At 65.3% G+C, this 18,631-nt stretch carries 16 protein-coding genes and 1 pseudogene; 14 read left to right on the forward strand and 3 right to left on the reverse strand.

All coding sequences use genetic code 11. From position 1 onward, the window contains the following. Positions 1-63 precede the first annotated feature (63 nt). Positions 64-1,077 carry a TraB/GumN family protein gene (locus WDB66_RS12815; protein WP_339398992.1) on the forward strand — a complete coding sequence of 338 codons (1,014 nt, stop codon included), beginning with the start codon at positions 64-66 and terminating at the stop codon, positions 1,075-1,077. A gap of 471 nt (positions 1,078-1,548) precedes the next feature. Here the strand turns inward: WDB66_RS12815 and WDB66_RS12820 are convergent, their stop codons facing one another. After that, positions 1,549-3,576, reverse strand: coding sequence for a 3-hydroxyacyl-CoA dehydrogenase NAD-binding domain-containing protein (locus tag WDB66_RS12820; protein ID WP_339398993.1), 2,028 nt, complete (start codon positions 3,574-3,576; stop codon positions 1,549-1,551). 190 nt (positions 3,577-3,766) lie between these two features. Between WDB66_RS12820 and rpoE the strand changes: the two genes are divergently transcribed. From rpoE to recO, 9 genes are all read left to right on the forward strand, one after another. Next, positions 3,767-4,381 (forward strand): RNA polymerase sigma factor RpoE, encoded by a 615-nt coding sequence (gene rpoE / locus WDB66_RS12825; RefSeq protein ID WP_339398994.1) that lies wholly within the window; start codon positions 3,767-3,769, stop codon positions 4,379-4,381. Next, a complete protein-coding gene (locus WDB66_RS12830; RefSeq protein WP_339398995.1) occupies positions 4,381-5,049 on the forward strand; it encodes a sigma-E factor negative regulatory protein in 669 nt (222 codons plus the stop codon). The genes rpoE and WDB66_RS12830 overlap by 1 nt, the downstream gene beginning before the upstream one ends. A 159-nt stretch (positions 5,050-5,208) precedes the next feature. Next, positions 5,209-6,624 carry a DegQ family serine endoprotease gene (locus tag WDB66_RS12835; RefSeq protein ID WP_339398996.1) on the forward strand — a complete coding sequence of 472 codons (1,416 nt, stop codon included), beginning with the start codon at positions 5,209-5,211 and terminating at the stop codon, positions 6,622-6,624. A 225-nt stretch (positions 6,625-6,849) separates the two neighbouring features. Beyond that, a complete protein-coding gene (gene lepA / locus WDB66_RS12840) occupies positions 6,850-8,640 on the forward strand; it encodes a translation elongation factor 4 (protein WP_339398997.1) in 1,791 nt (596 codons plus the stop codon). 43 nt (positions 8,641-8,683) lie between these two features. Further along, entirely contained in the window at positions 8,684-9,466 is a 783-nt protein-coding gene (gene lepB, locus WDB66_RS12845; protein ID WP_339398998.1) for a signal peptidase I, read from the forward strand. Between the two features lie 54 nt (positions 9,467-9,520). Beyond that, positions 9,521-9,901, forward strand: coding sequence for a DUF4845 domain-containing protein (locus WDB66_RS12850; protein ID WP_339398999.1), 381 nt, complete (start codon positions 9,521-9,523; stop codon positions 9,899-9,901). Then, positions 9,894-10,547, forward strand: a complete 654-nt coding sequence (gene rnc, locus WDB66_RS12855; protein ID WP_339399000.1) for a ribonuclease III — start codon at positions 9,894-9,896, stop codon at positions 10,545-10,547. Before WDB66_RS12850 ends, rnc begins: the two co-directional genes overlap by 8 nt. A gap of 15 nt (positions 10,548-10,562) precedes the next feature. Beyond that, complete coding sequence (gene era / locus WDB66_RS12860) at positions 10,563-11,456, forward strand: GTPase Era (protein WP_339399001.1); 894 nt, start codon at positions 10,563-10,565, stop codon at positions 11,454-11,456. A gap of 106 nt (positions 11,457-11,562) precedes the next feature. Continuing rightward, the gene (gene recO / locus WDB66_RS12865) at positions 11,563-12,378 is read left to right on the forward strand and encodes a DNA repair protein RecO (protein ID WP_489670865.1); all 816 of its coding nucleotides are present in this window, start codon (positions 11,563-11,565) and stop codon (positions 12,376-12,378) included. Positions 12,379-12,390: 12 nt separating this feature from the next. Here recO and greB read toward each other — a convergent pair whose 3' ends face one another. After that, the gene (greB, locus tag WDB66_RS12870) at positions 12,391-12,894 is read right to left on the reverse strand and encodes a transcription elongation factor GreB (protein WP_339399002.1); all 504 of its coding nucleotides are present in this window, start codon (positions 12,892-12,894) and stop codon (positions 12,391-12,393) included. A 187-nt stretch (positions 12,895-13,081) separates the two neighbouring features. Between greB and WDB66_RS12875 the strand changes: the two genes are divergently transcribed. Next, positions 13,082-14,587 (forward strand): rhomboid family intramembrane serine protease, encoded by a 1,506-nt coding sequence (locus tag WDB66_RS12875; protein ID WP_339399003.1) that lies wholly within the window; start codon positions 13,082-13,084, stop codon positions 14,585-14,587. A gap of 13 nt (positions 14,588-14,600) precedes the next feature. Here the strand turns inward: WDB66_RS12875 and WDB66_RS12880 are convergent, their stop codons facing one another. Continuing rightward, positions 14,601-15,839 (reverse strand): hypothetical protein, encoded by a 1,239-nt coding sequence (locus WDB66_RS12880; protein ID WP_339399004.1) that lies wholly within the window; start codon positions 15,837-15,839, stop codon positions 14,601-14,603. A 154-nt stretch (positions 15,840-15,993) separates the two neighbouring features. On the opposite strand from WDB66_RS12880, the pseudogene dapD reads away from it, so the two are divergent. From dapD to dapE, 3 genes and pseudogenes are all read left to right on the forward strand, one after another. Next, positions 15,994-16,812: pseudogene (gene dapD, locus WDB66_RS12885) on the forward strand (2,3,4,5-tetrahydropyridine-2,6-dicarboxylate N-succinyltransferase); the annotation flags it as partial. Further along, positions 16,809-17,165 (forward strand): Spx/MgsR family RNA polymerase-binding regulatory protein, encoded by a 357-nt coding sequence (locus WDB66_RS12890; RefSeq protein ID WP_339399005.1) that lies wholly within the window; start codon positions 16,809-16,811, stop codon positions 17,163-17,165. The pseudogene dapD and the gene WDB66_RS12890, both read left to right, overlap by 4 nt. 80 nt (positions 17,166-17,245) lie before the next feature. After that, entirely contained in the window at positions 17,246-18,397 is a 1,152-nt protein-coding gene (gene dapE, locus WDB66_RS12895) for a succinyl-diaminopimelate desuccinylase (protein WP_339399006.1), read from the forward strand. The last annotated feature ends 234 nt before the right edge of the window (positions 18,398-18,631 follow it).

An 18,631-nucleotide genomic window follows, 5' to 3' on the forward strand; every position in this document is an offset into this window, starting at 1 on the left:
ATTTTCACAGGCGAACGATCCATGTATCGATGCGGTGCAGTGTTGTGTGCGGCCCTGCTGGCCATGGCCCCTGCGACGGCGCAGTTGGCCGAACACACTCAAGGCGAAGAGGTGCTGATCGAGGAGTTGCCCATCACTGCTGATGCATTGCCTTCGCGCGACGAGGCCATCGTGCTGGAAACCCTGGTGGTCAGCGGCACGATGCCGGGGCCGGGCATGTGGAAGGTGCGGCGTGACGGCCACACGATGTGGATCCTGGGCACTCTGCAACCTGTGGCGCGGCGGATGGAGTGGGAGTCGGAGGCGGTCGAGCGCCAGATCGCGGTCTCGGATTTCGTGCTGCTGTCGCCCTCGGCGAAGTTCGATATCGGCCGTGGGCGCTTGCGTTCGATGCTGCTGGTGCCTTCGATGCTGCGCGCACGGCGCAATCCGGATGGCGACCGGTTGGTGGATGCCGTGCCCGAGGCTGATTACGCACGCTGGCTGGTGTTGAAGGAGCGCTGGATGGGGCGTGATCGCGCAGTCGAAAAGCGCCGCCCGATCTTCGCCGCGCAGGAGCTGTACGAGGCGGCGGTGGAAAAGTCCGGGCTGCGCTTCAAGGGGCTGGTGTCGCCGGTGGTCAGCAAGGTGGTGAAGAGGCACGACATCCCGGTCTTCCGCCCGCGCGTGGAGATCACGATTGAGGATCCGAAGGGCGCGATCAAGGCCTTCCGTGACGCCGAGATCGATGATGCCGCCTGTTTCCGCAAGACCCTGGATCACCTTGAGGCCGATCTGGAAAAGATGCGCATCCGCGCCAACGCCTGGGCGCGCGGCGACATGCTGACGCTGCGTGAGATCACCTACGAGGACCAGAGCCGGACCTGCACCGATGCGCTGCTGGAATCGCGTTTCGCGCAGGAGCAGGGCATCGACGATCTGCGTGATCGGCTCGAAAACGCCTGGCTGGAGGCGGCGGAAAAGGCCATCGCCGAGCACGAAACCAGTTTCGCGGTGCTGCCGATCAGCCGGCTGGTGGCGGCGGATGGTTATCTGGCCGCGCTGGCGGCGCGTGGTTACGGGATCGAAGCGCCGTAGGGGCGTTGTTGAGAGGAAAGCGCGCCCCACTCAGGTGCGCTCCTGCAACCATGGTGTATCCAGTGGCAGGGCATACATTGCAGGCCGCGTGCGCGGTTGATTTCCCGGTCGCCGCGGTAGGAGCGCACATCGCAGATGGGCGCGAAGAATACCGTCACAGCTGCATAGGTCGGGGTGAGCGAATGCGAACCCCGACGCCGCGGTGTCGGGTCGCTGCGCATCCCGTTCGCCATTTGGATTGGATTGCCAGGTTCGGAGTGTTGGGGTTCGCGTTCGCTCACCGCCAACCTATGACGGTTTCCGGATTTTCGGGACTGGTCCTGGTCGGGGTGAGGCTTGCCCGTCACATCGAACCGGCAGGCCGCGGTGAGTCTGTTCCCGCAGTAATTCCAGACTCACGCACTGTCAGACTCGCGCGTTGTGCTGGATGAGCCGGGCCACGGCGATGACGTCGTGTGACCCGGCTGGTCGTCAGTGGATCGCATCCCAGCCGGGGCGCGGCGTGAAGCGTTCGCCGTGGCGGGTGGCCAGTTGCTCCAGGCGCTTCTTCAGTTTGTCCGCGCCTTCGCTGCGGATGTACTGGATCGGGCCACCGTGGAAAGGCGCAAAACCGGTGCCGAAGATCACGCCGGCATCGAGCAGGTCGGCATCGGCCACCACGCCATCGTGCAGGCAGGCCACGGCTTCGTTCAGCAGGCGCAGCACGAGGCGGTCGCTGAGGTCGTCCGGGGTACGGTAGCCGTCCGGCAGCTCGGGTTTCACCGGCTTGCCTTCAGTCCATTCGTACAGGCCCTTGCCGTCCTTCTTGCCGCGCGCATCCGGCTCGAAGGCGAAATCCGGCGGCGTGGTGCCATGGAACTGCGCCATGATTTTCCCGACGCTGGCGGCCACGTCCAGACCCACGGTATCGACCAGCTCGATCGGCCCCATCGGCATGCCGAAATCGACCGCCGCCTTGTCGATGGCGCGGCCCGGGATTCCTTCGCGGAAGGCCAGAATGGCTTCTTCCATGTAGGGCGCCAGGATGCGGTTGACGAGGAAGCCGGGCGTGCCGGCGACCGGCACCGGGAACTTGTCGATGGCCTTGCAGAAGGAGGCCAGGCGGCGTTCGGTTTCCGGCGACATGCCATCGTGCTGGACGATTTCCACCAGCGGCATCAGTGCCACGGGGTTGAAATAGTGCAGGCCGGCGAAGCGGTCCGGATGCGCCAGGCCTTCGCGCAAGCCGGTCAATGCCAGTGAGCTGGTATTGGTGACCAGCAGGGCGTCGGGTTTGAGCTGCGGTTCGATGCGCGCGTACAGCTCCTTCTTGGCATCCAGGTTTTCGTAGATCGCCTCGATGACCAGATCCGCCTTCGCCACGCCGGCACCTTCCACATCGGCATTCAGGCGTGCGATGGCGGCGGCGCGCTTGGCCTCGACCTTGAGCTTCTTTTCAAACAGCTTGCCGGCGCGATCTAGGGCCGGCTGGATGTACTGCATTTCGCGATCCTGCAGCGTGACATCGAAGCCGCGCAGCGCACACCACGCAGCGATGTCACCGCCCATGACGCCGGCGCCGATCACGTGTACATGCGCAATCCCGTGATCCTTGCCGCCCAGGCCCTTGAGCCGCTCCATCAGGAAAAACACGCGGATCAGGTTGCGTGCGGTGCTGCCGCCGGCCAGTTTCACCACGGCACGGGCTTCGGCCTTGAGCCGGGCATCGATGCTGCCGCCGCTGCGTCTCCAGGTGTCGATCAGTGCGTACGGCGCCGGGTAGTGTGCCTTCTTCGCCTTGCGCGCGACCTGCTTGACCAGCATCGGTGCCATCGCCTGCCGCACCGGCCACAGGTTCGTGGCCCAGGCCAGTGCGCGCTGCTTGAGCGGGCGGGTGGTGCCGCGCTTGGCCATTTCTATCGCGGCATCCAGCAGCACCGCCGGTTCCACGACCTTGTCCACCAGACCGATGGCACGTGCGTTCTTCGCCGAAAGCGCGCGACCGGTCAGCATCATGTCCATCGCCGCCGGAGTGCCGACCAGATGTGGCAGGCGTACCGAGCCGCCCCAGCCGGGGAAGATGCCCAGTTTCACTTCCGGCAGGCCGATGCGGGTGGAATCGTCGCTCGATGCGACGCGGTAACGGCAGGCCAGCGACAGTTCGGTGCCGCCGCCCATGCAGTGACCGTGAATCGCGACCACGGTGGGGCAGGACAGCCGGTTCAGACGTTCGAACACGAGCTGGCCACGGCGGATGGCGTCCATCACCGTGCCGCGTGTATCAAACTCCTGGAATTCCTTCAGGTCGGCACCGGCGATGAAACCGGCGGCCTTGCCGGAGCGGATCACGACCGCCTTCGGGGTGTCGATTTCGAGCCGCTCGATGATGTTGTCCAGCTCTTCCAGCACTTCCTGCGAAAGCGCATTGACCGGGGCGTCGGCCCGTTCCAGGGTCAGGACGAGGATGCCGTCGGCACGGGCCTCCGGCTGCCAGTGGCGGAAACGCAATCCGTCGAACATGGGAATCTCCTGTGCAGGCGCGCGGGCCCGGCGGCAAAGTGGCTATGATCCCGGCTAGCGCGGTTCGCGGTCAATGCGGCAGGGTATGGTGGCAGCCGTGGCACTGGAATTGCGGGAACTTCCACCCCACAACCGTGTCTATGAGGCGACCACAGACGTGCCGCCCGAATTGTTCAGAGGCAGGCCTTGGATGAGTGAGAACAACGTGGACCAGGCACTGATCAAACGCGTGCAGGAAGGCGACAAGCGCGCTTTCGACCTGCTCGTGCTCAAGTACCAGCACAAACTGGTGGGCGTGATCTCCCGCTACATACACGACTGGGCCGAGTGCCAGGACGTGGCGCAGGAAGCCTTCATCCGCGCCTACCGCGCGTTGCCCAATTTCCGCGGCGACAGCCAGTTCTACACCTGGCTGTACAAGATCGCGATCAATACCGCCAAGAACCACCTGGTCGCGCTGGGCCGCCGCCCGCCGACCGAGGACATCGATGCGCAGGACGCGGTGCAGTTCGAATCCGGCAGCCGCCTGCGCGAATCCGGCACGCCGGAAAATGAAGCCATGCGGCGCGAAATTGAACAAACCGTCGCGCGCACGGTCGAAGCCTTGCCCGAGGAACTGCGCGTGGCGATCACGCTGCGCGAAGTGGACGGCCTCAGTTACGAGGAGATCGCCGAGACCATGGGCTGCCCCATCGGCACGGTGCGTTCACGCATCTTCCGGGCACGCGAGGCGATCGACAACAAACTGCGCCCGCTGATGGGCGATGCCACCGGCAGGAACGAGCGAAGCGAGAAGGTGTCGTGATGAACCAGGAAATCCGTGAACAATTGTCCGCACTGATCGACGGTGAACTGGACCGCGATCGCACCCGCTTTCTGTTGAAGCGGGCCGAACATGATGCCGATCTGGTGGCGGTCTGGCAGCGCTGGCACTTTGTCGGTGAGGCGATGCGTGGTTCGGCCTTGCCGCTGCGGCGCGATTTCGCGCGCAGCATCGCGGCGCGGCTGGATGATGAACAGGCCGTGGAGCAGGTCGTGATCCAGCACCCGCGTCCGGGTTTTGCGCATTGGGGCGGCGGCTTCGCCATCGCGGCATCCGTGGCGCTGGTGGCGCTGCTGTTCACCCGCCCTGTGGATCCGACGATTGAAGCCGGGCAGCCGTCCGGCGACCAGATCGCCAGCCAGCCGGTCGGCACGCTGGCACCGACCACGCTGATGCCGGCCGTGGTCGCGCCTTCGCCGTATCGCGAACAGGATCTGCGGCCGCCATATCGCTTTGCGGCGCAGACGGTGGCCGCGCAGGATTCCGGCAATGCCGCGATGCAGCTGCGCTTTGACCCCAACCACGAGGCCTACTGGCTGCGTCATACCCAAGCGCTGAACGGTTACGGTCGCAGCGATGTGGCCGGCAGCGCGCAGCCGTGGCTGGCACCGTTGCGCCCGGATGCTGCGCAGGACGGCGTCCGGCACTGATCCGGACGCGATGCCAACGGTTCTGTGCGGCATCGCGTGTAATCCCGGGGCCGATGGCGGCCCGATATCGAAGCTGATGCGGTACTGGTGTGCCACGTGCTGGTGGCAGTTTCCATGCCGCCGCGTGTTTCCCACATTCCATTTGCAAGCGAGAACCCCATGAAGCGGATTCATTCCCGAACGATGTGGCTGTTGATGCTGTGCCTGGCCGCTGGTATGGCCAAGGCGCAATTGCCCGATTTCACCGGCCTGGTATCCGAAGCCAGCCCGGCCGTGGTCAGCGTGCTGGCGACGCGCACCGCCGAGGCGCAGGCCCAGGCGCGCGGTCAACGCGGTGCGGAAGATGAGGAAATGCATGAATTCTTCCGCCGCTTCTTCGGTCAGCCGGGCATGCCCGGCATGCCGCAGGTGCCGCGCGACCGCACCTCGCAGGGCACCGGCTTCATCATTTCCGCCGACGGCTATGTGCTGACCAATCACCACGTCATCGACGGTGCCGACGAGCTTCATGTGCAGTTGGCCGATCGGCGCGAGCTGGCGGCCAAGCTGATCGGTAGCGATGCCGAAACTGACGTGGCCCTGCTGAAGCTCGATGCCAGCAATCTGCCGACGCTGAAGCTGGGCGATTCGGACACGCTCAAGCCGGGTCAGTGGGTGGTGGCGATCGGTTCGCCGTTCGGCTTCAACCATTCGGTCACCGCCGGCATCGTCAGCGCCACCGGGCGCAGTTCGCAGATGGCGGGGCAGCAGTACGTGCCGTTCATCCAGACCGATGTGGCGATCAACCGCGGCAACTCCGGCGGCCCGCTGCTGGATATCGAAGGCCGCGTGGTCGGCATCAATTCGCAGATCTTCTCCAATACCGGCGGCTTCATGGGGGTGTCGTTCGCGATCCCGATCGAGACCGCGATGCGCTCGGCCGATCAGTTGAAGAAGCAGGGCTATGTGGCGCGCGGCATGCTCGGCGTTCGCATCCAGGATGTCACCCGGGACGTGGCGCGCAGCCTTGGTCTGCCCAGTTCCAGCGGTGCGCTGGTGTTCCAGGTTGAACCCGATGGCGCGGCCGACAAGGCCGGCATCAAGGTGCAGGACGTGATCCTGTCGTTCAACGGCCAGGACGTCGCAGGATCGGCGCAGCTGCCGCCGCTGGTCGGTGCCGCCGATCCGGGCAGCAAGGCCCAGGTGAAGGTCTTCCGCGACGGCAAGGAGCGCACGATCACGGTCACCGTGGGCGAGGCGCCGCGTGACAGTACGACGGCCGGCGGCAATGAGTCCGCCGTGGACAGCAGCAATCCTCTGGGTTTCAGCGTGGACGATCTCAGTGCCGCGCAGCGCGAGGCCTTGGGGCTGGAAGCCAACGAAGGCGTGGTGGTCAGCCGCGTATCCGGCCCCGCCGCGCAGCGCCTGCGTGCCGGTGATGTGATCCTGATGGTCGGCAAGACCCGCGTTGGCAGCGTTGCGCAGTTCGAGCAGGCCACTAAGAACGTCAAATCCGGCGAGCCGGTGATGCTGCTGGTGCGTCGCGGCGAGGTCACCCAGTTCATCACGGTGACGCCGCCGAAGAAGAAGGATTGATGGGACCGGCCAGCGGCTCCGGGCTGGAATCATGGCCGGAGCCGCTGGCCGGGTTGGGCAGGGACAGACTTTGCCCGGCCCTGTTTCGTGATCCGGGCTGAATCGCTTGCCCGGATTTCCCTTTCCGGCGCTGTCGTCCGTGGCCGGGCGGTTCTTCCGGTGCCGCCCGACATGGCATAATGCCGGGTTCCCAGCGCGGCATCCGCCACGCGCCCCGGACCTTTCATGCAGCACATCCGCAACTTTTCCATCATCGCCCACGTCGACCACGGCAAGTCCACGCTCGCTGATCGCATCATCCAGCTTTGCGAAGGTCTGACCGAGCGCGAAATGGAAGCGCAGGTGCTCGACTCCAACCCGATCGAGCGCGAGCGTGGCATTACGATCAAGGCCAAGTCGATCTCGCTGCCCTATACCGCGCTGGACGGGCAGGTCTACCAGCTGAACTTCATCGACACTCCCGGTCACGTCGACTTTTCCTATGAAGTCAGCCGCTCGCTGGCGGCTTGCGAAGGCGCACTGCTGGTGGTCGACGCGGCCCAGGGCGTGGAGGCGCAATCGGTCGCCAACTGCTATACCGCCGTGGAAATGGGGCTGGAAGTGATTCCGGTGCTGAACAAGATCGACCTGCCCACGGCCGAGCCGGAGCGGGTGCGCGAGGAAATCGAAGCGGTGATCGGTATCGATGCCACCGACGCGGTCGAGGTCAGCGCCAAGACCGGCCTGAACGTACGCGCGGTGCTGGAAGCCATCGTGCAGCGTATTCCGCCGCCCAAGCCGCGCGATACCGACCGGTTGCAGGCGCTGATCATCGATTCCTGGTTCGACAACTATCTGGGTGTGGTTTCGCAGATCCGGGTGATGCAGGGCGAGATCAAGGCCGGCGACAAGCTGCTGGTGATGAGCACCGGCCGCGTCCACCAGGTCGACCAGGTCGGCGTGTTCACGCCCAAGCGCAAGGTCGTTGCGAAGCTGGGCCCGGGTGAAGCGGGCTGGATGACGGCCAGCATCAAGGACGTGCACGGCGCACCGGTTGGCGACACCCTGACGCTGGCGGCGGCTCCGGCCGAAGAGCCCTTGCCCGGTTTCCAGGAAATGCAGCCGCGCGTGTTCGCCGGCCTGTTCCCGATCGATGCCGATGACTACCCGGACCTGCGCGAGGCGCTGGAGAAGTTGCGTCTGAACGATGCCGCGCTGCGCTTCGAGCCGGAAAGTTCCGAAGCGATGGGTTTCGGCTTCCGTTGCGGCTTCCTCGGCATGCTGCACATGGAAATCGTGCAGGAGCGTCTGGAACGGGAATACAACCTGGATCTGATCAGCACCGCACCGACGGTGATCTACGAACTGGTCGACGTGGAGGGCAATGTCACGCCGCTGGACAACCCGGCGCATCTGCCGCCGGTTTCGAAGATCGCCGAGATCCGCGAGCCGATCATCCTGGCCAGCATCCTGACGCCGCCCGATTACGTCGGCAACGTGATCAAGCTGTGCGAGGAAAAGCGCGGCATGCAGACCGGCATCCAGTACATGGGCAGCCAGGTGCAGGTCAGTTACGAGTTGCCGATGGCCGAGGTGGTGCTGGATTTCTTCGACAAGCTCAAGTCGGTCAGCCGTGGCTATGCCTCGCTCGACTACCACTTCGTGCGTTTCGAGGCCGGCCCGTTCGTGCGCCTGGACATCCTGATCAATGGCGACCGGGTCGATGCGCTGTCGATCATCTGCCATCGCGCGCATGCGGATCGCCGTGGCCGCGAGATCTGCGAAAAGATGAAGGAACTGATTCCACGGCAGATGTTCGATGTCGCGATCCAGGCTGCGGTCGGGGCCCAGGTGATCGCGCGCACCACGGTCAAGGCGATGCGCAAGAACGTGCTGGCCAAGTGCTACGGCGGCGACGCCACGCGCAAGAAGAAGCTGCTGGAGAAGCAGAAGGAAGGCAAAAAGCGGATGAAGTCGGTCGGCCGCGTCGACATTCCGCAGGAAGCCTTCCTGGCCGTGCTCCAGGCCGACAAGTAGACCCGATTCCGGCCCCGCGCCTGCCCGTACCCGAGGAGTTCCCGTGCATTTCGATTTTGCCGCCCTGTTGGTCGTCCTGAGTGCGCTGACCGGCGTGATCTGGCTGCTGGACCGCCTGCTGTTCGCCAAAAAGCGCGCGCAGCACAATGGCAAGGAGCCGGTGATCGTCGAGTACGCGCGCTCGTTCTTCCCGGTGATCTTCATCGTGCTGGTGGTGCGCTCGTTCCTGGCCGAACCCTTCCGCATCCCGTCCAACTCGATGATGCCGACGCTGCTGACCGGCGACTTCATCCTGGTCAACAAGTTCAGCTACGGCATCCGGCTGCCGGTCACCGACACCAAGGTGATCCCGGTGAGCCTGCCGGAACGCGGCGACGTGGCGGTGTTCCGCTATCCGAAAGACCCTTCGCAGGACTACATCAAGCGCGTTATCGGCCTGCCCGGTGATGTGGTGGAATACCGCAACAAGGTGCTGACGGTGAACGGCGAACGCATCGCCACCGAACCGCAGGGGCCGTATGTCGGGGTTGGTTCCGGGCGCGAAATGAGCGGCGCGATGCTGCTGGAGGAAGACCTGGGCGGCGTCCAGCACCAGATCCTGGTGGATCCGCGCATCCAGCGTGGCCGCATCGGCGAGGGTAGCTGGACCGTGCCCGAGGGCCATTACTTCGTGATGGGCGACAACCGCGACAACAGCGAGGACAGCCGCTTCTGGAACTATGTGCCGGAAGACCATCTGGTCGGCAAGGCCTTCCTGATCTGGATGAACTGGGACGGCAAGAACGGCGGCGTGGATTTTTCCCGCCTGGGAACCGTCATACACTAGTGCCGCAGCTGCGCGGCAGCTGTATCCATCAACCAACCTGTTGCGGGGGATTCCATGAAGTCAGTCAAGAAGCAGTCCGGCCTCACGTTGATGAGCTTCCTGATCGTGCTGGTCGTGGTGGGCTTTTTCATCTTCATCGGCATGAAGTTGTTCCCGGTCTACAACGAATACTGGTCGGTGGTGACCGACATGAAGGGGCTGGCGGCCGAGCCGGGCGTCAAGCAGCTCTCGCCCGAGCAGGTGCGTGATCGCCTGTTCCGCCGTTTCGACATCAGCTATGTGGATTCGGTGAAGCCGCAGAATGTGAAGGTCACGCGGCAGAACGGCTATCAGCTCAACGTCGCCTACGAGGTGCGCCGCAACCTGATGTACAACCTGGATTTTGTGGCGGTGTTCGACAAGACCGTCGAACTGGGTGGCAGGGACATTGACTGACCGCATCGGCCACCGTTTCGCCGATCCGGCCCTGCGGCAGCGCGCGCTGACGCACCGTAGTGCCAGCGGACGTAACAACGAACGTCTGGAGTTTCTCGGCGATGGGCTGGTCAACCTGATCGTGGCCGAAGCGCTGTACCAGCGCTTTCCGCAGGCCGACGAGGGCTGGCTGACGCGCGCGCGCGCGCAGCTGGTGCGCGAAGAATCACTCGCTGCCATCGCGCGCGAACTGGAACTGGGCGATCAGCTTGAGCTGGGGCCGGGCGAACTGAAGAGCGGCGGTTTTCGGCGCGATTCGATCCTGGCCGATGCGCTGGAAGCGATCGTCGGCGCGATCCATCTGGACGCCGGTTTCGACACCTGCCGCCGCATCGCGCTGCAATGGTTCGAGCCGCGCTTTTCCACCCTGGCCGAGAACGGCACCGAAAAGGACGCCAAGACCCGGCTGCAGGAATGGCTCCAGGCGCGCGGCCTGCCTTTGCCCGAATATGTGCTGCTGGAGGCGCGTGGTGATGAGCACGACAGGATGTTTGATGTCGCTTGCCGCCTCGCGCAGCCGCCACTGCAAGCTACCGGCGACGGCAGTTCGCGCCGCCAGGCCGAACAGCGCGCCGCGCGCAGCATCCTGGAACAGCTCCCCGCCTGACAGGCCATCGCATCCATGAGTGAAACCCCATTCCACGCCGGCCTGGTGGCCGTCATCGGCCGTCCCAACGTCGGCAAGTCCACGCTGATCAACGCCATGGTCGGCTACAAGGTCAGCATTGTTTCGGCCCGCCCGCAGACCACGCGGCACCGCATTCTGGGTATCGACAGCAGCCCGGACGGACAGATCGTGTTTGTCGATACGCCCGGCCTGCACAGCGACGGCAAGCGCGCCATCAACCGCTACATGAACCGCGCCGCCCGCGGTGCGCTGGCCGATGTCCAGCTGTGCGTGCTGGTGATCGAGGCCGGCCAGTGGCGCGACGAGGACGAGGCCGCCTGGCAGGTGGCGCGCGACAGCGGCCTGCCTTGCGTGCTGGTGATCAACAAGGTTGACCGCATCCGCGACAAGGGCGAGCTGCTGCCGTTCATCGCCACGGTCACGCAGGAGCGTGAGTTTGCCGAGGTGTTTCCGGTATCGGCGGAAAAGGGCGTGGCGCTGGATGATCTGCGGCGCGGCCTGCTGCGCCTGTTGCCGGCGTCCGAGCCGCTGTACGGCGAAGACGAGGTCACTGACCGCAGCGAACGTTTCCTCGTGGCCGAGCTGATCCGCGAGCAGCTGATGCGCCAACTCGGCGCCGAACTCCCCTATGCCACCACGGTGATGATCGAGCGTTTCGCCGATGAGGAACGGATGTTGCGCATCTCGGCCACGATCTTCGTCGAACGCGATGGCCAGAAAGCGATCGTGATCGGTGCCGGCGGCAGCCGCATGCGCTCGATCGGGCAGGCAGCACGGCTGGCAATCGAATCGCAGTTCGAACGCAAGGTGTTCCTGGAACTGTGGTGCAAGGTGCGCGAAGCCTGGTCGGACAACGAGAACGCGCTGCGCGGGTTTGGGTATGAGTGAAGCAGGGATTGGGGATGCGGGATTTGGGATTGGATAAAGCCTGCGGTCCGTAGTCAGCTGCTTTCACGAATCCCCAATCCCGACTCCCGAATCCCGGCCGCATCCCATGGACCTCCAGCCCGCCTTTATCCTGCATGCGCGCGCTTATCGTGAAACCAGTCTGCTGCTGGATGCCTTCACTCGCGATCATGGCCGTGTCGGGCTGATTGCGCGTGGTGTGCGCGGCGCGCGTGGGCAGGCCACGCGGGCGGCGCTGCAACCGTTGCAGCCGCTGCTGCTTTCCTGGCGCGGGCAGGGCGAGCTGTGGACCTTGACCTCGACCGAGGCTGCCGGCGCTGCGCTGGCGCTGCGTGGCGACGCGCTGTTGTCCGGTTTCTACCTCAATGAACTGCTGCTGCGTCTGCTTCCACGGCACGATCCGCATGCGGCGCTGTTCTGGCGCTATGCCGAATGCGTGAATGCGCTGGCTGCGGGTGAGCCGGCGGGCTGGGAGCTGCGCCGTTTCGAGCGCGACCTGCTCGACGCGCTGGGCTATGGTCTGGAGTTGTCCGTCGATGCAGAGGATGGAACGCCGTTGCAGGCGGAAGGGCGTTATCGCTTCGATCCCGAATCCGGCCCCGGCCGGGTCTGGGGCGAGCGCGCCAGCAGTGGCAGCATTTCCGGAGCGGCGCTGATCGCGCTGCGTGATGATGTCGCGCCTGGAGCAACGGAACTGCGCGAATTGCGCCGCCTGATGCGCGGTGTGCTGCTGCACCATCTGGGCGGGCGTGAATTGCGTTCGTGGCAGGTGCTGGCGGATCTGGCGCAGCGTGGCCCGCGGCCGCCTGGTGCCCGTGCTGGTGTAGAGGATGCCGGGCTGGATGGGACTTTGCCCGATGCCACTGCGCCCGAAAATGCTGTGCCTGAAGATGCCGATCCGTGAGAGCCGCAGCACTCAGCCGCTGTAATCCACCGCAAGAATCGCGTATCCACGCCGCCCGCCGGGCAGTTCTACTTCAAGTTCGTCATCGCCGCGCTTGCCCAGCAACGCCCGCGCCAGTGGCGAGTCGATACTGATCCGGCCCTGCGCAGCATCGGTTTCATCCGGCCCGACGATGCGGTAGCGCAGGCTGTCGCCGCTTTCCAGATCCTCCAACTCCACCCAGGCGCCGAAATACACGGCGCGCGGATCGCTTGGCATGGTCTCGATCACCTTGAGCACTTCCAGCCGCTTGCTGAGATAGCGCACGCGCCGGTCGATTTCGCCCAATTGCTTCTTGCGATAGCTGTATTCGGCGTTCTCCGAACGGTCGCCTTCGGCGGCAGCAGCGGCCAGCGCCTTGACCACTTCCGGGCGCTGCTCCTTCCACAGATGGTTGAGTTCCTCGCGCAATCGCTCGAAACCTTCGCGGGTGATCACCGCTGTGGATGCAGGAGCAGGAGGACGCCAGCGGCTCATGGGTTTGGGGCAGGGGTTGGGGATGACGGTATCCGGGATTGGGAAGAGCAGCGTGCCCCGGATGCGCGGGTGAAGGCAAGGATTTCGGATACGCTTTGCTGTGAAAGTGTCCGCTCATCGGCTCCGTTCCATCTGGCTGCCACTTCTGACAAATCCCGAATCCTGTCATCCCCAATCCCGGCTGCCCATGCTCATCCTGCCGCTGCACCGCCCGCTGACCCGCGCCACGTTCCCGTTTGTCACAGCCGTGCTGATCATGCTGAACATTGCAGTGTTCGCATTGTTTCAGAGTGGCGATGGTGCACGTCTGGCGGCCACGCAGGAGTGGTACGCGCGTTCCGGGCTGGCGGCGCTGGAATGGCCGGGATATCTGGCGCATCTGGAAACCCTGGACCTGACGCAACAGCAGGAACAGGCGCTGGCACTGCCGGAAGACGAGCGCGCCGCGGCACTGTTCATGGCGCGCCTGACGGACGTGCGGTTGGATGCGGCGCTGCGGATTTCGACAGCAACCGAAGAACACACCTCGCAAGCACGCGCGCTGACGCCTGCCGGAAGCAAGGATGCCGATGCCGCGCAGCTTTCCCGCCTGCAGGCCGAATACGACCGTCGCATGGCGCAGATCCCGACCTGGCGTTTCCTGCAGCGCCACTCGGAGCTGGATCCGGTGCGGCTGCTGGCACACGCCTTCCTGCACGGCGACGTGATGCACCTGCTGGGCAATATGTTCTTCCTGGCGGCGCTCGGCCTGCTGGTGGAAGGTGCGCTGGGACCATGGCGGTTTGCGTTGCTGTATCTGCTGGGCGCGGCGGGTGCGGGGCTGTTTTCAGCGGCATGGAACTGGGGCACGCCCGGTGGCGGCCTCGGTGCCTCCGGCGCGATCGCGGCCTTGATGGGCGCGTTCTGCGTGTTGTGGGGCACGCGCCCGGTGCGTTTTTTCTGGTGGTTCTTCGTGCTGTTCGATTACGTGCGCAAGCCCGCGATCTGGCTGCTGCCGGCCTGGGTCGGCTGGGAGGCGCTGAACATGCTGTTCAACCGCGGCACCGGGGTCGGCTTCGATGCGCATCTGGGTGGTCTGCTGACCGGTGCGCTGGCTGGCTGGGCCTTGGTGCGCAGCGGGCAGGTGCGGCACGATTTTCTTGACGATGCCGATGTTCCGCCGGATGTTGAAAAAGTGCTGGTGCAGGCGCGCGAATGGCTGGGCCGGATGCAACTGCCCGAAGCCGACGCGCTGCTGGCCGAACTGGATGAAGCACTTCCCGGTCGCCTGGACGTCGCGCTGCTGCGGCATCGGGTCGCGTTGCTGGGCGGCAATGCCACTGCTGCGCGCCAGCGTGCGCTGCGTGCGCTGGAAATCGACGCCGCCCATGCCGGAGAAGTGGCACGGCAGCTGGCCTTGCTGGAAGAGGCGCTGCCGCTGGAGCGGCCGATCCCGCCGGGCGCATGGCGCCAGCAGCTGCGGCGGCGCTGGATGGCGCTGGGTTGCCATGCCGAAGTCGAACGCCTGCTGGAGCGTTGGCTGGCCGACGATGCCAGCGCCACGCACTGGTTCGAACTGGCGCTGCGGCGACACGGTGCCGGCGACGAGGCCGGCTTCCATCGTCTGTTGCGGATCGTGCAGCAGCGTTTTCCGCTGGCGCCGGAAGCGGCCAAGGCGCGTTTTCTGCTGGAGCAGGCAACCGGCACCGCCTGAGCGCGGTGAAGGGTCAGTCAGCCGGCAGTTTCGCGATGGCCTGCGTGATGCGTGCTCGCGCTTCAGGTTCCAGATCGCGGCCGATGTATTCCAGAATCTGGCGCGCCAGCGGTACCCGGTCGCGTTGCACCAGCAGGGCGGTCACGTCCAGCGTCCAGTCCACGCGCGCCGGTTCGCGTGGCCAGCGCTTGAGCATCGCCAGCCACAGATCGATCGCCAGCTGTGCCTGGCCGGTATCGCGGGCGCGCAATGCCAGACGGTGGCCGTCCTCGGGTTGTTGCAGGGTGAAGGTGCGTTCGGCGTCGAGTGATTCGCGCGCCACGGCCAGTGCGCGGCGCTCCTGTTTTTCCAGCAGCAACAGGTTCAGGTAGAGGCCGGCGTGCTGCAACAGCGCGGCCTTGTCGTTGCGGCTGCGAAGCAGCTTGCGGTACAGCTCGTGCGCGTCCATCGGCACCGCACGGTCGCGCATTTCATCTTCGAGCCGGGCGATGGCGGCATCGGCCTGCCCATCGGCGACCAGTGCCTGGGTTTCTTCCATCAGGTCGGTATCGCGGGTGCGCAGCTTCGGCTTGCCGTGGATTTCGCCAGGTTCGAAGCCCAGTTCCTCGTGGTACTGGAACACCAGATAGCCCATCAGGTGGAAGGTCGCGAACAGGCCCCAGAGCGTGGCCGCGCGCAGCAGCAGATCGGCCAGCAGCATCGGCATCAGCATCTGCAGCCAGTGTCCTGCGGTGGCGGCGCTGGCCTGGATCACGAACAGCAGGCCGAAAGCCGCAAAGTACGGGCCACCGATGCGGCGCATGATTTCCAGCGCGGTGGACGGATCCATCGCGCGGCCGAGACTGCCGTCAATCGCCAGCGAAATGATCGCGCCAGGCAGCAGCAGGGACAGCAGCAGGATCGCGACGATGCCCAGCCCGATGCCGCCGATCAGCATGCAGGCCACGAACAGGATCAGCACCAGTATGTACAGCACAAGGAAACGCCAGACCACGCCGTTGTCGGTATGCGTGGTGATCTCCGGCGCATCCATCTGGCCGTGCGCGGTGCGCACCAGGATTTCGAAGGCGTAGCGGTAGATCGCCAGCCACACCACCGCGCCCAGGATGAAGCCGACCAGGCCGGGCAGCAGCCCCAGCAGGCCGGCCACGCTGAAGGTGATCAGGCTGACCAGCGCGGCACCACGGAACGGATACAGCGCGATCTGGTTCAGACGGTTCCAGAACGGCTCGGGCGTGGCATTCGTGTTCATCGGGTACGGGCGGCTGGAACAGGGCCGGAAAGCATGGCGCAAGCGCGCTTTCCGGTCCATCGCGGCGGCAGTTGCGGCGACGATGCAGTAGGCTTGGCGGGTTATCCATGGAGGAAGTCCGATGTCCCGCAGCAATCCGCAGCACGCCGTCTGGCGCACCGCGATCGAAGGTGCCTGGGAGCGCCGTGCCGAGTTGACCATCGCCGAAATCGACGGCGCCACGCGTCCGCTGGTGGACGAAGTGCTGGAAGCGGTCGAGCGCGGCGAATTGCGCATCGCGCAGCCGGCGCCCGACGGCAACGGCTGGCAGGTCAATGAGTGGTTGAAGAAGGCTGTGCTGCTGTCGTTCCGGGTCAGCGAAAGCGAACTGATCGAAGCTGATCCGGCCTCGTTCTGGGACAAGGTTCCACTGCGCTTTGCCGCTGCCGATGAGGCCACCTTCCGCGAAGTCGGTGCGCGCGTGGTGCCTGGCGCCATCGTGCGGCGCGGCGCCCACATCGGACGTGACGTGGTGCTGATGCCCAGCTTCATCAATATCGGTGCCTATGTCGGGCCCGGCACGATGGTCGATACCTGGGCCACAGTCGGTTCCTGCGCGCAGATCGGCGCGCGCTGCCATATTTCCGGCGGTGCCGGCATCGGCGGCGTGCTGGAGCCGCTGCAGGCCGCGCCCACGATCATCGAGGACGACTGCTTCATCGGCGCCCGTTCCGAGGTGGTGGAAGGGGTGATCGTGGAGCAGGGCAGCGTCATCGGCATGGGCGTGTTTCTGGGCCAGTCCACCCGTATCTACGACCGCGCCAGCGGCGAGATCAGCTACGGCCGGATTCCGGCCGGCAGCGTCGTGGTGTCAGGCTCGTTGCCGGCCGCCGATGGCAGCCATTCGCTGTATTGCGCGGTGATCGTCAAGCGGGTGGATGCCAAGACCCGCGCCAAGACCTCGATCAATGAGCTGCTGCGGAGCGGGGCATGAGCGTGCAACTGTTCGGCCTGGACAACTGCGACACCTGCCGCAAGGCGCGCAACTGGCTGACGCGATTCGAGATCGAGTACAGCTTCAGCGACTACCGCGCACAGCGCATCGAGCCGGCCACGCTCAAATCCTGGGCCACGCAGCTGGGTGGCTGGGATGCACTGATCAATCGCGCCTCGACCACCTGGCGCAACCTGCCGCCCAACCGCAAGACACCCGGTTCGGATCCGGAGTGGCAGCTGCTGTTGAAGGAATACCCGCAGCTGATCAAGCGCCCGGTGGTGCTCACGCCCGATGGCGTGGTGTCGGTGGGCTTCAAGGATGCGGCGTTCAAACAGCGCTTCGGAGTCTGAGGCGCGATGCATAGGAATCCGGCGACGTTCCGACACGTTCCGGGCTGATCTGTTCCCCGTTTCCATCCTGACCTGCTGCCATGTCCGATGTCCTTGAACTTTGCTGCGAACTGCTGCGCCGCCCTTCCATCACGCCGCAGGACGCCGGCTGTCAGGCGCTGATCGCCGAGCGGCTCCGGAACAGCGGTTTCAGCATCCGCGAGCTGCCGTTCGGTGAAGTGGAAAACCTCTGGGCCACGCATGGCAGTGGTGGCCCGGTGCTGTGCTTCCTCGGCCATACCGATGTGGTGCCGACCGGCCCGCGCGAGGCCTGGAGCCAGGACCCGTTCGAGCCGACGATCCGGGATGGCCGGCTCTACGCGCGCGGCGCGGCCGACATGAAAGCCTCGGTCGCGGCGATGGTGCTGGCGCTGGAGCAGTTCGTCGCCGCGCATCCGGACCATCCGGGCACGATCGCGCTGCTGCTGACTTCGGATGAAGAGGGTGATGCGATCGATGGCGTGCGCGCGGTCGCCGCGCATTTCCGCGCCACCGGGCAGCGCATCGATGCCTGCCTGGTCGGCGAACCCAGCGCCGCCGTGCAACTGGGCGATACCGTGCGCATCGGGCGTCGCGGTTCGCTGTCGGCGCGGCTCACGGTCAACGGCGTGCAGGGCCATGTGGCCTATCCGCAGCTGGCCGACAATCCGGTGCACCGCGCCTTGCCGGTGCTGGCACAACTGGCGGGCAAGCGCTGGGACGAGGGCGATGCGGACTTTCCCCCGACCAGTTTCCAGATCTCCAATATCGCCGCCGGCACTGGTGCCAACAACGTGATTCCTGGCGCGCTGGAAGTGCATTTCAACTTCCGCTATTCGCCACGCTGGAGCGCGGATGCGCTGCGCGAGGCGGTCGAACAGATGCTGCGCGACGCCGATGTCGATTTCACGCTGGACTGGCATCTTTCCGGCGAACCGTTTTTCACCGCCGACGGCCCGTTGCGTGCCGCGGTGCGCGCTGCCGTGTTGGAACACACCGGCCAGTTGCCTGAGGAGAACACCGCCGGCGGCACCTCCGATGGCCGCTTCATCGCGCCGCTCGGTGCGCAGGTGGTGGAGCTGGGGCCGCTCAATGCCAGCATCCACAAGGTGGACGAGTACGTGCCGGTGGACGAGTTGCAACGCCTGCCGGCGCTGTATCTGGATATCGCGTGCAGGATGTTGCTGGCTGATTCCGGTCGGAATGGGGTCTGATGGCGGGAGTCGGTGGATAAGTGCGTGTGGCCGGGCAAGAGATATCCATGCTGGCGATGACATCATGGAGATGAAGAAGGCCGGCCCCGGGTGCGGCGGCGCCTTACCTGATGGGGTGGACTCCTCCTCCCAGGGACGGCATTGCGATGTGCCAGAGTGCGGCGAGCCGAGGAGGCATCGTTCGCAAACCAAAATGAAAGGAGGAGTCCGCCATGAATCGTACCCAATCGTCCG

The organism is Denitratimonas organivorans, from assembly GCF_037478135.1.
In the GTDB taxonomy this organism is placed as follows: Bacteria; Pseudomonadota; Gammaproteobacteria; order Xanthomonadales; family Xanthomonadaceae; genus Denitratimonas.

What these genes read in the sequence shown, in the direction of transcription:
- WDB66_RS12875 (WP_339399003.1), top strand. Translation starts at nt 13,082, where the DNA reads ATGCTCATCCTGCCGCTGCACCGCCCGCTGACCCGCGCCACGTTCCCG.
- recO (WP_489670865.1), top strand. Translation starts at nt 11,563, where the DNA reads ATGGACCTCCAGCCCGCCTTTATCCTGCATGCGCGCGCTTATCGTGAA.
- WDB66_RS12830 (WP_339398995.1), top strand. Translation starts at nt 4,381, where the DNA reads ATGAACCAGGAAATCCGTGAACAATTGTCCGCACTGATCGACGGTGAA.
- dapE (WP_339399006.1), top strand. Translation starts at nt 17,246, where the DNA reads ATGTCCGATGTCCTTGAACTTTGCTGCGAACTGCTGCGCCGCCCTTCC.
- era (WP_339399001.1), top strand. Translation starts at nt 10,563, where the DNA reads ATGAGTGAAACCCCATTCCACGCCGGCCTGGTGGCCGTCATCGGCCGT.
- rpoE (WP_339398994.1), top strand. Translation starts at nt 3,767, where the DNA reads ATGAGTGAGAACAACGTGGACCAGGCACTGATCAAACGCGTGCAGGAA.
- greB (WP_339399002.1), bottom strand. Translation starts at nt 12,894, where the DNA reads ATGAGCCGCTGGCGTCCTCCTGCTCCTGCATCCACAGCGGTGATCACC.
- WDB66_RS12835 (WP_339398996.1), top strand. Translation starts at nt 5,209, where the DNA reads ATGAAGCGGATTCATTCCCGAACGATGTGGCTGTTGATGCTGTGCCTG.
- WDB66_RS12820 (WP_339398993.1), bottom strand. Translation starts at nt 3,576, where the DNA reads ATGTTCGACGGATTGCGTTTCCGCCACTGGCAGCCGGAGGCCCGTGCC.
- WDB66_RS12815 (WP_339398992.1), top strand. Translation starts at nt 64, where the DNA reads ATGGCCCCTGCGACGGCGCAGTTGGCCGAACACACTCAAGGCGAAGAG.
- WDB66_RS12880 (WP_339399004.1), bottom strand. Translation starts at nt 15,839, where the DNA reads ATGAACACGAATGCCACGCCCGAGCCGTTCTGGAACCGTCTGAACCAG.
- lepA (WP_339398997.1), top strand. Translation starts at nt 6,850, where the DNA reads ATGCAGCACATCCGCAACTTTTCCATCATCGCCCACGTCGACCACGGC.
- WDB66_RS12850 (WP_339398999.1), top strand. Translation starts at nt 9,521, where the DNA reads ATGAAGTCAGTCAAGAAGCAGTCCGGCCTCACGTTGATGAGCTTCCTG.
- WDB66_RS12890 (WP_339399005.1), top strand. Translation starts at nt 16,809, where the DNA reads ATGAGCGTGCAACTGTTCGGCCTGGACAACTGCGACACCTGCCGCAAG.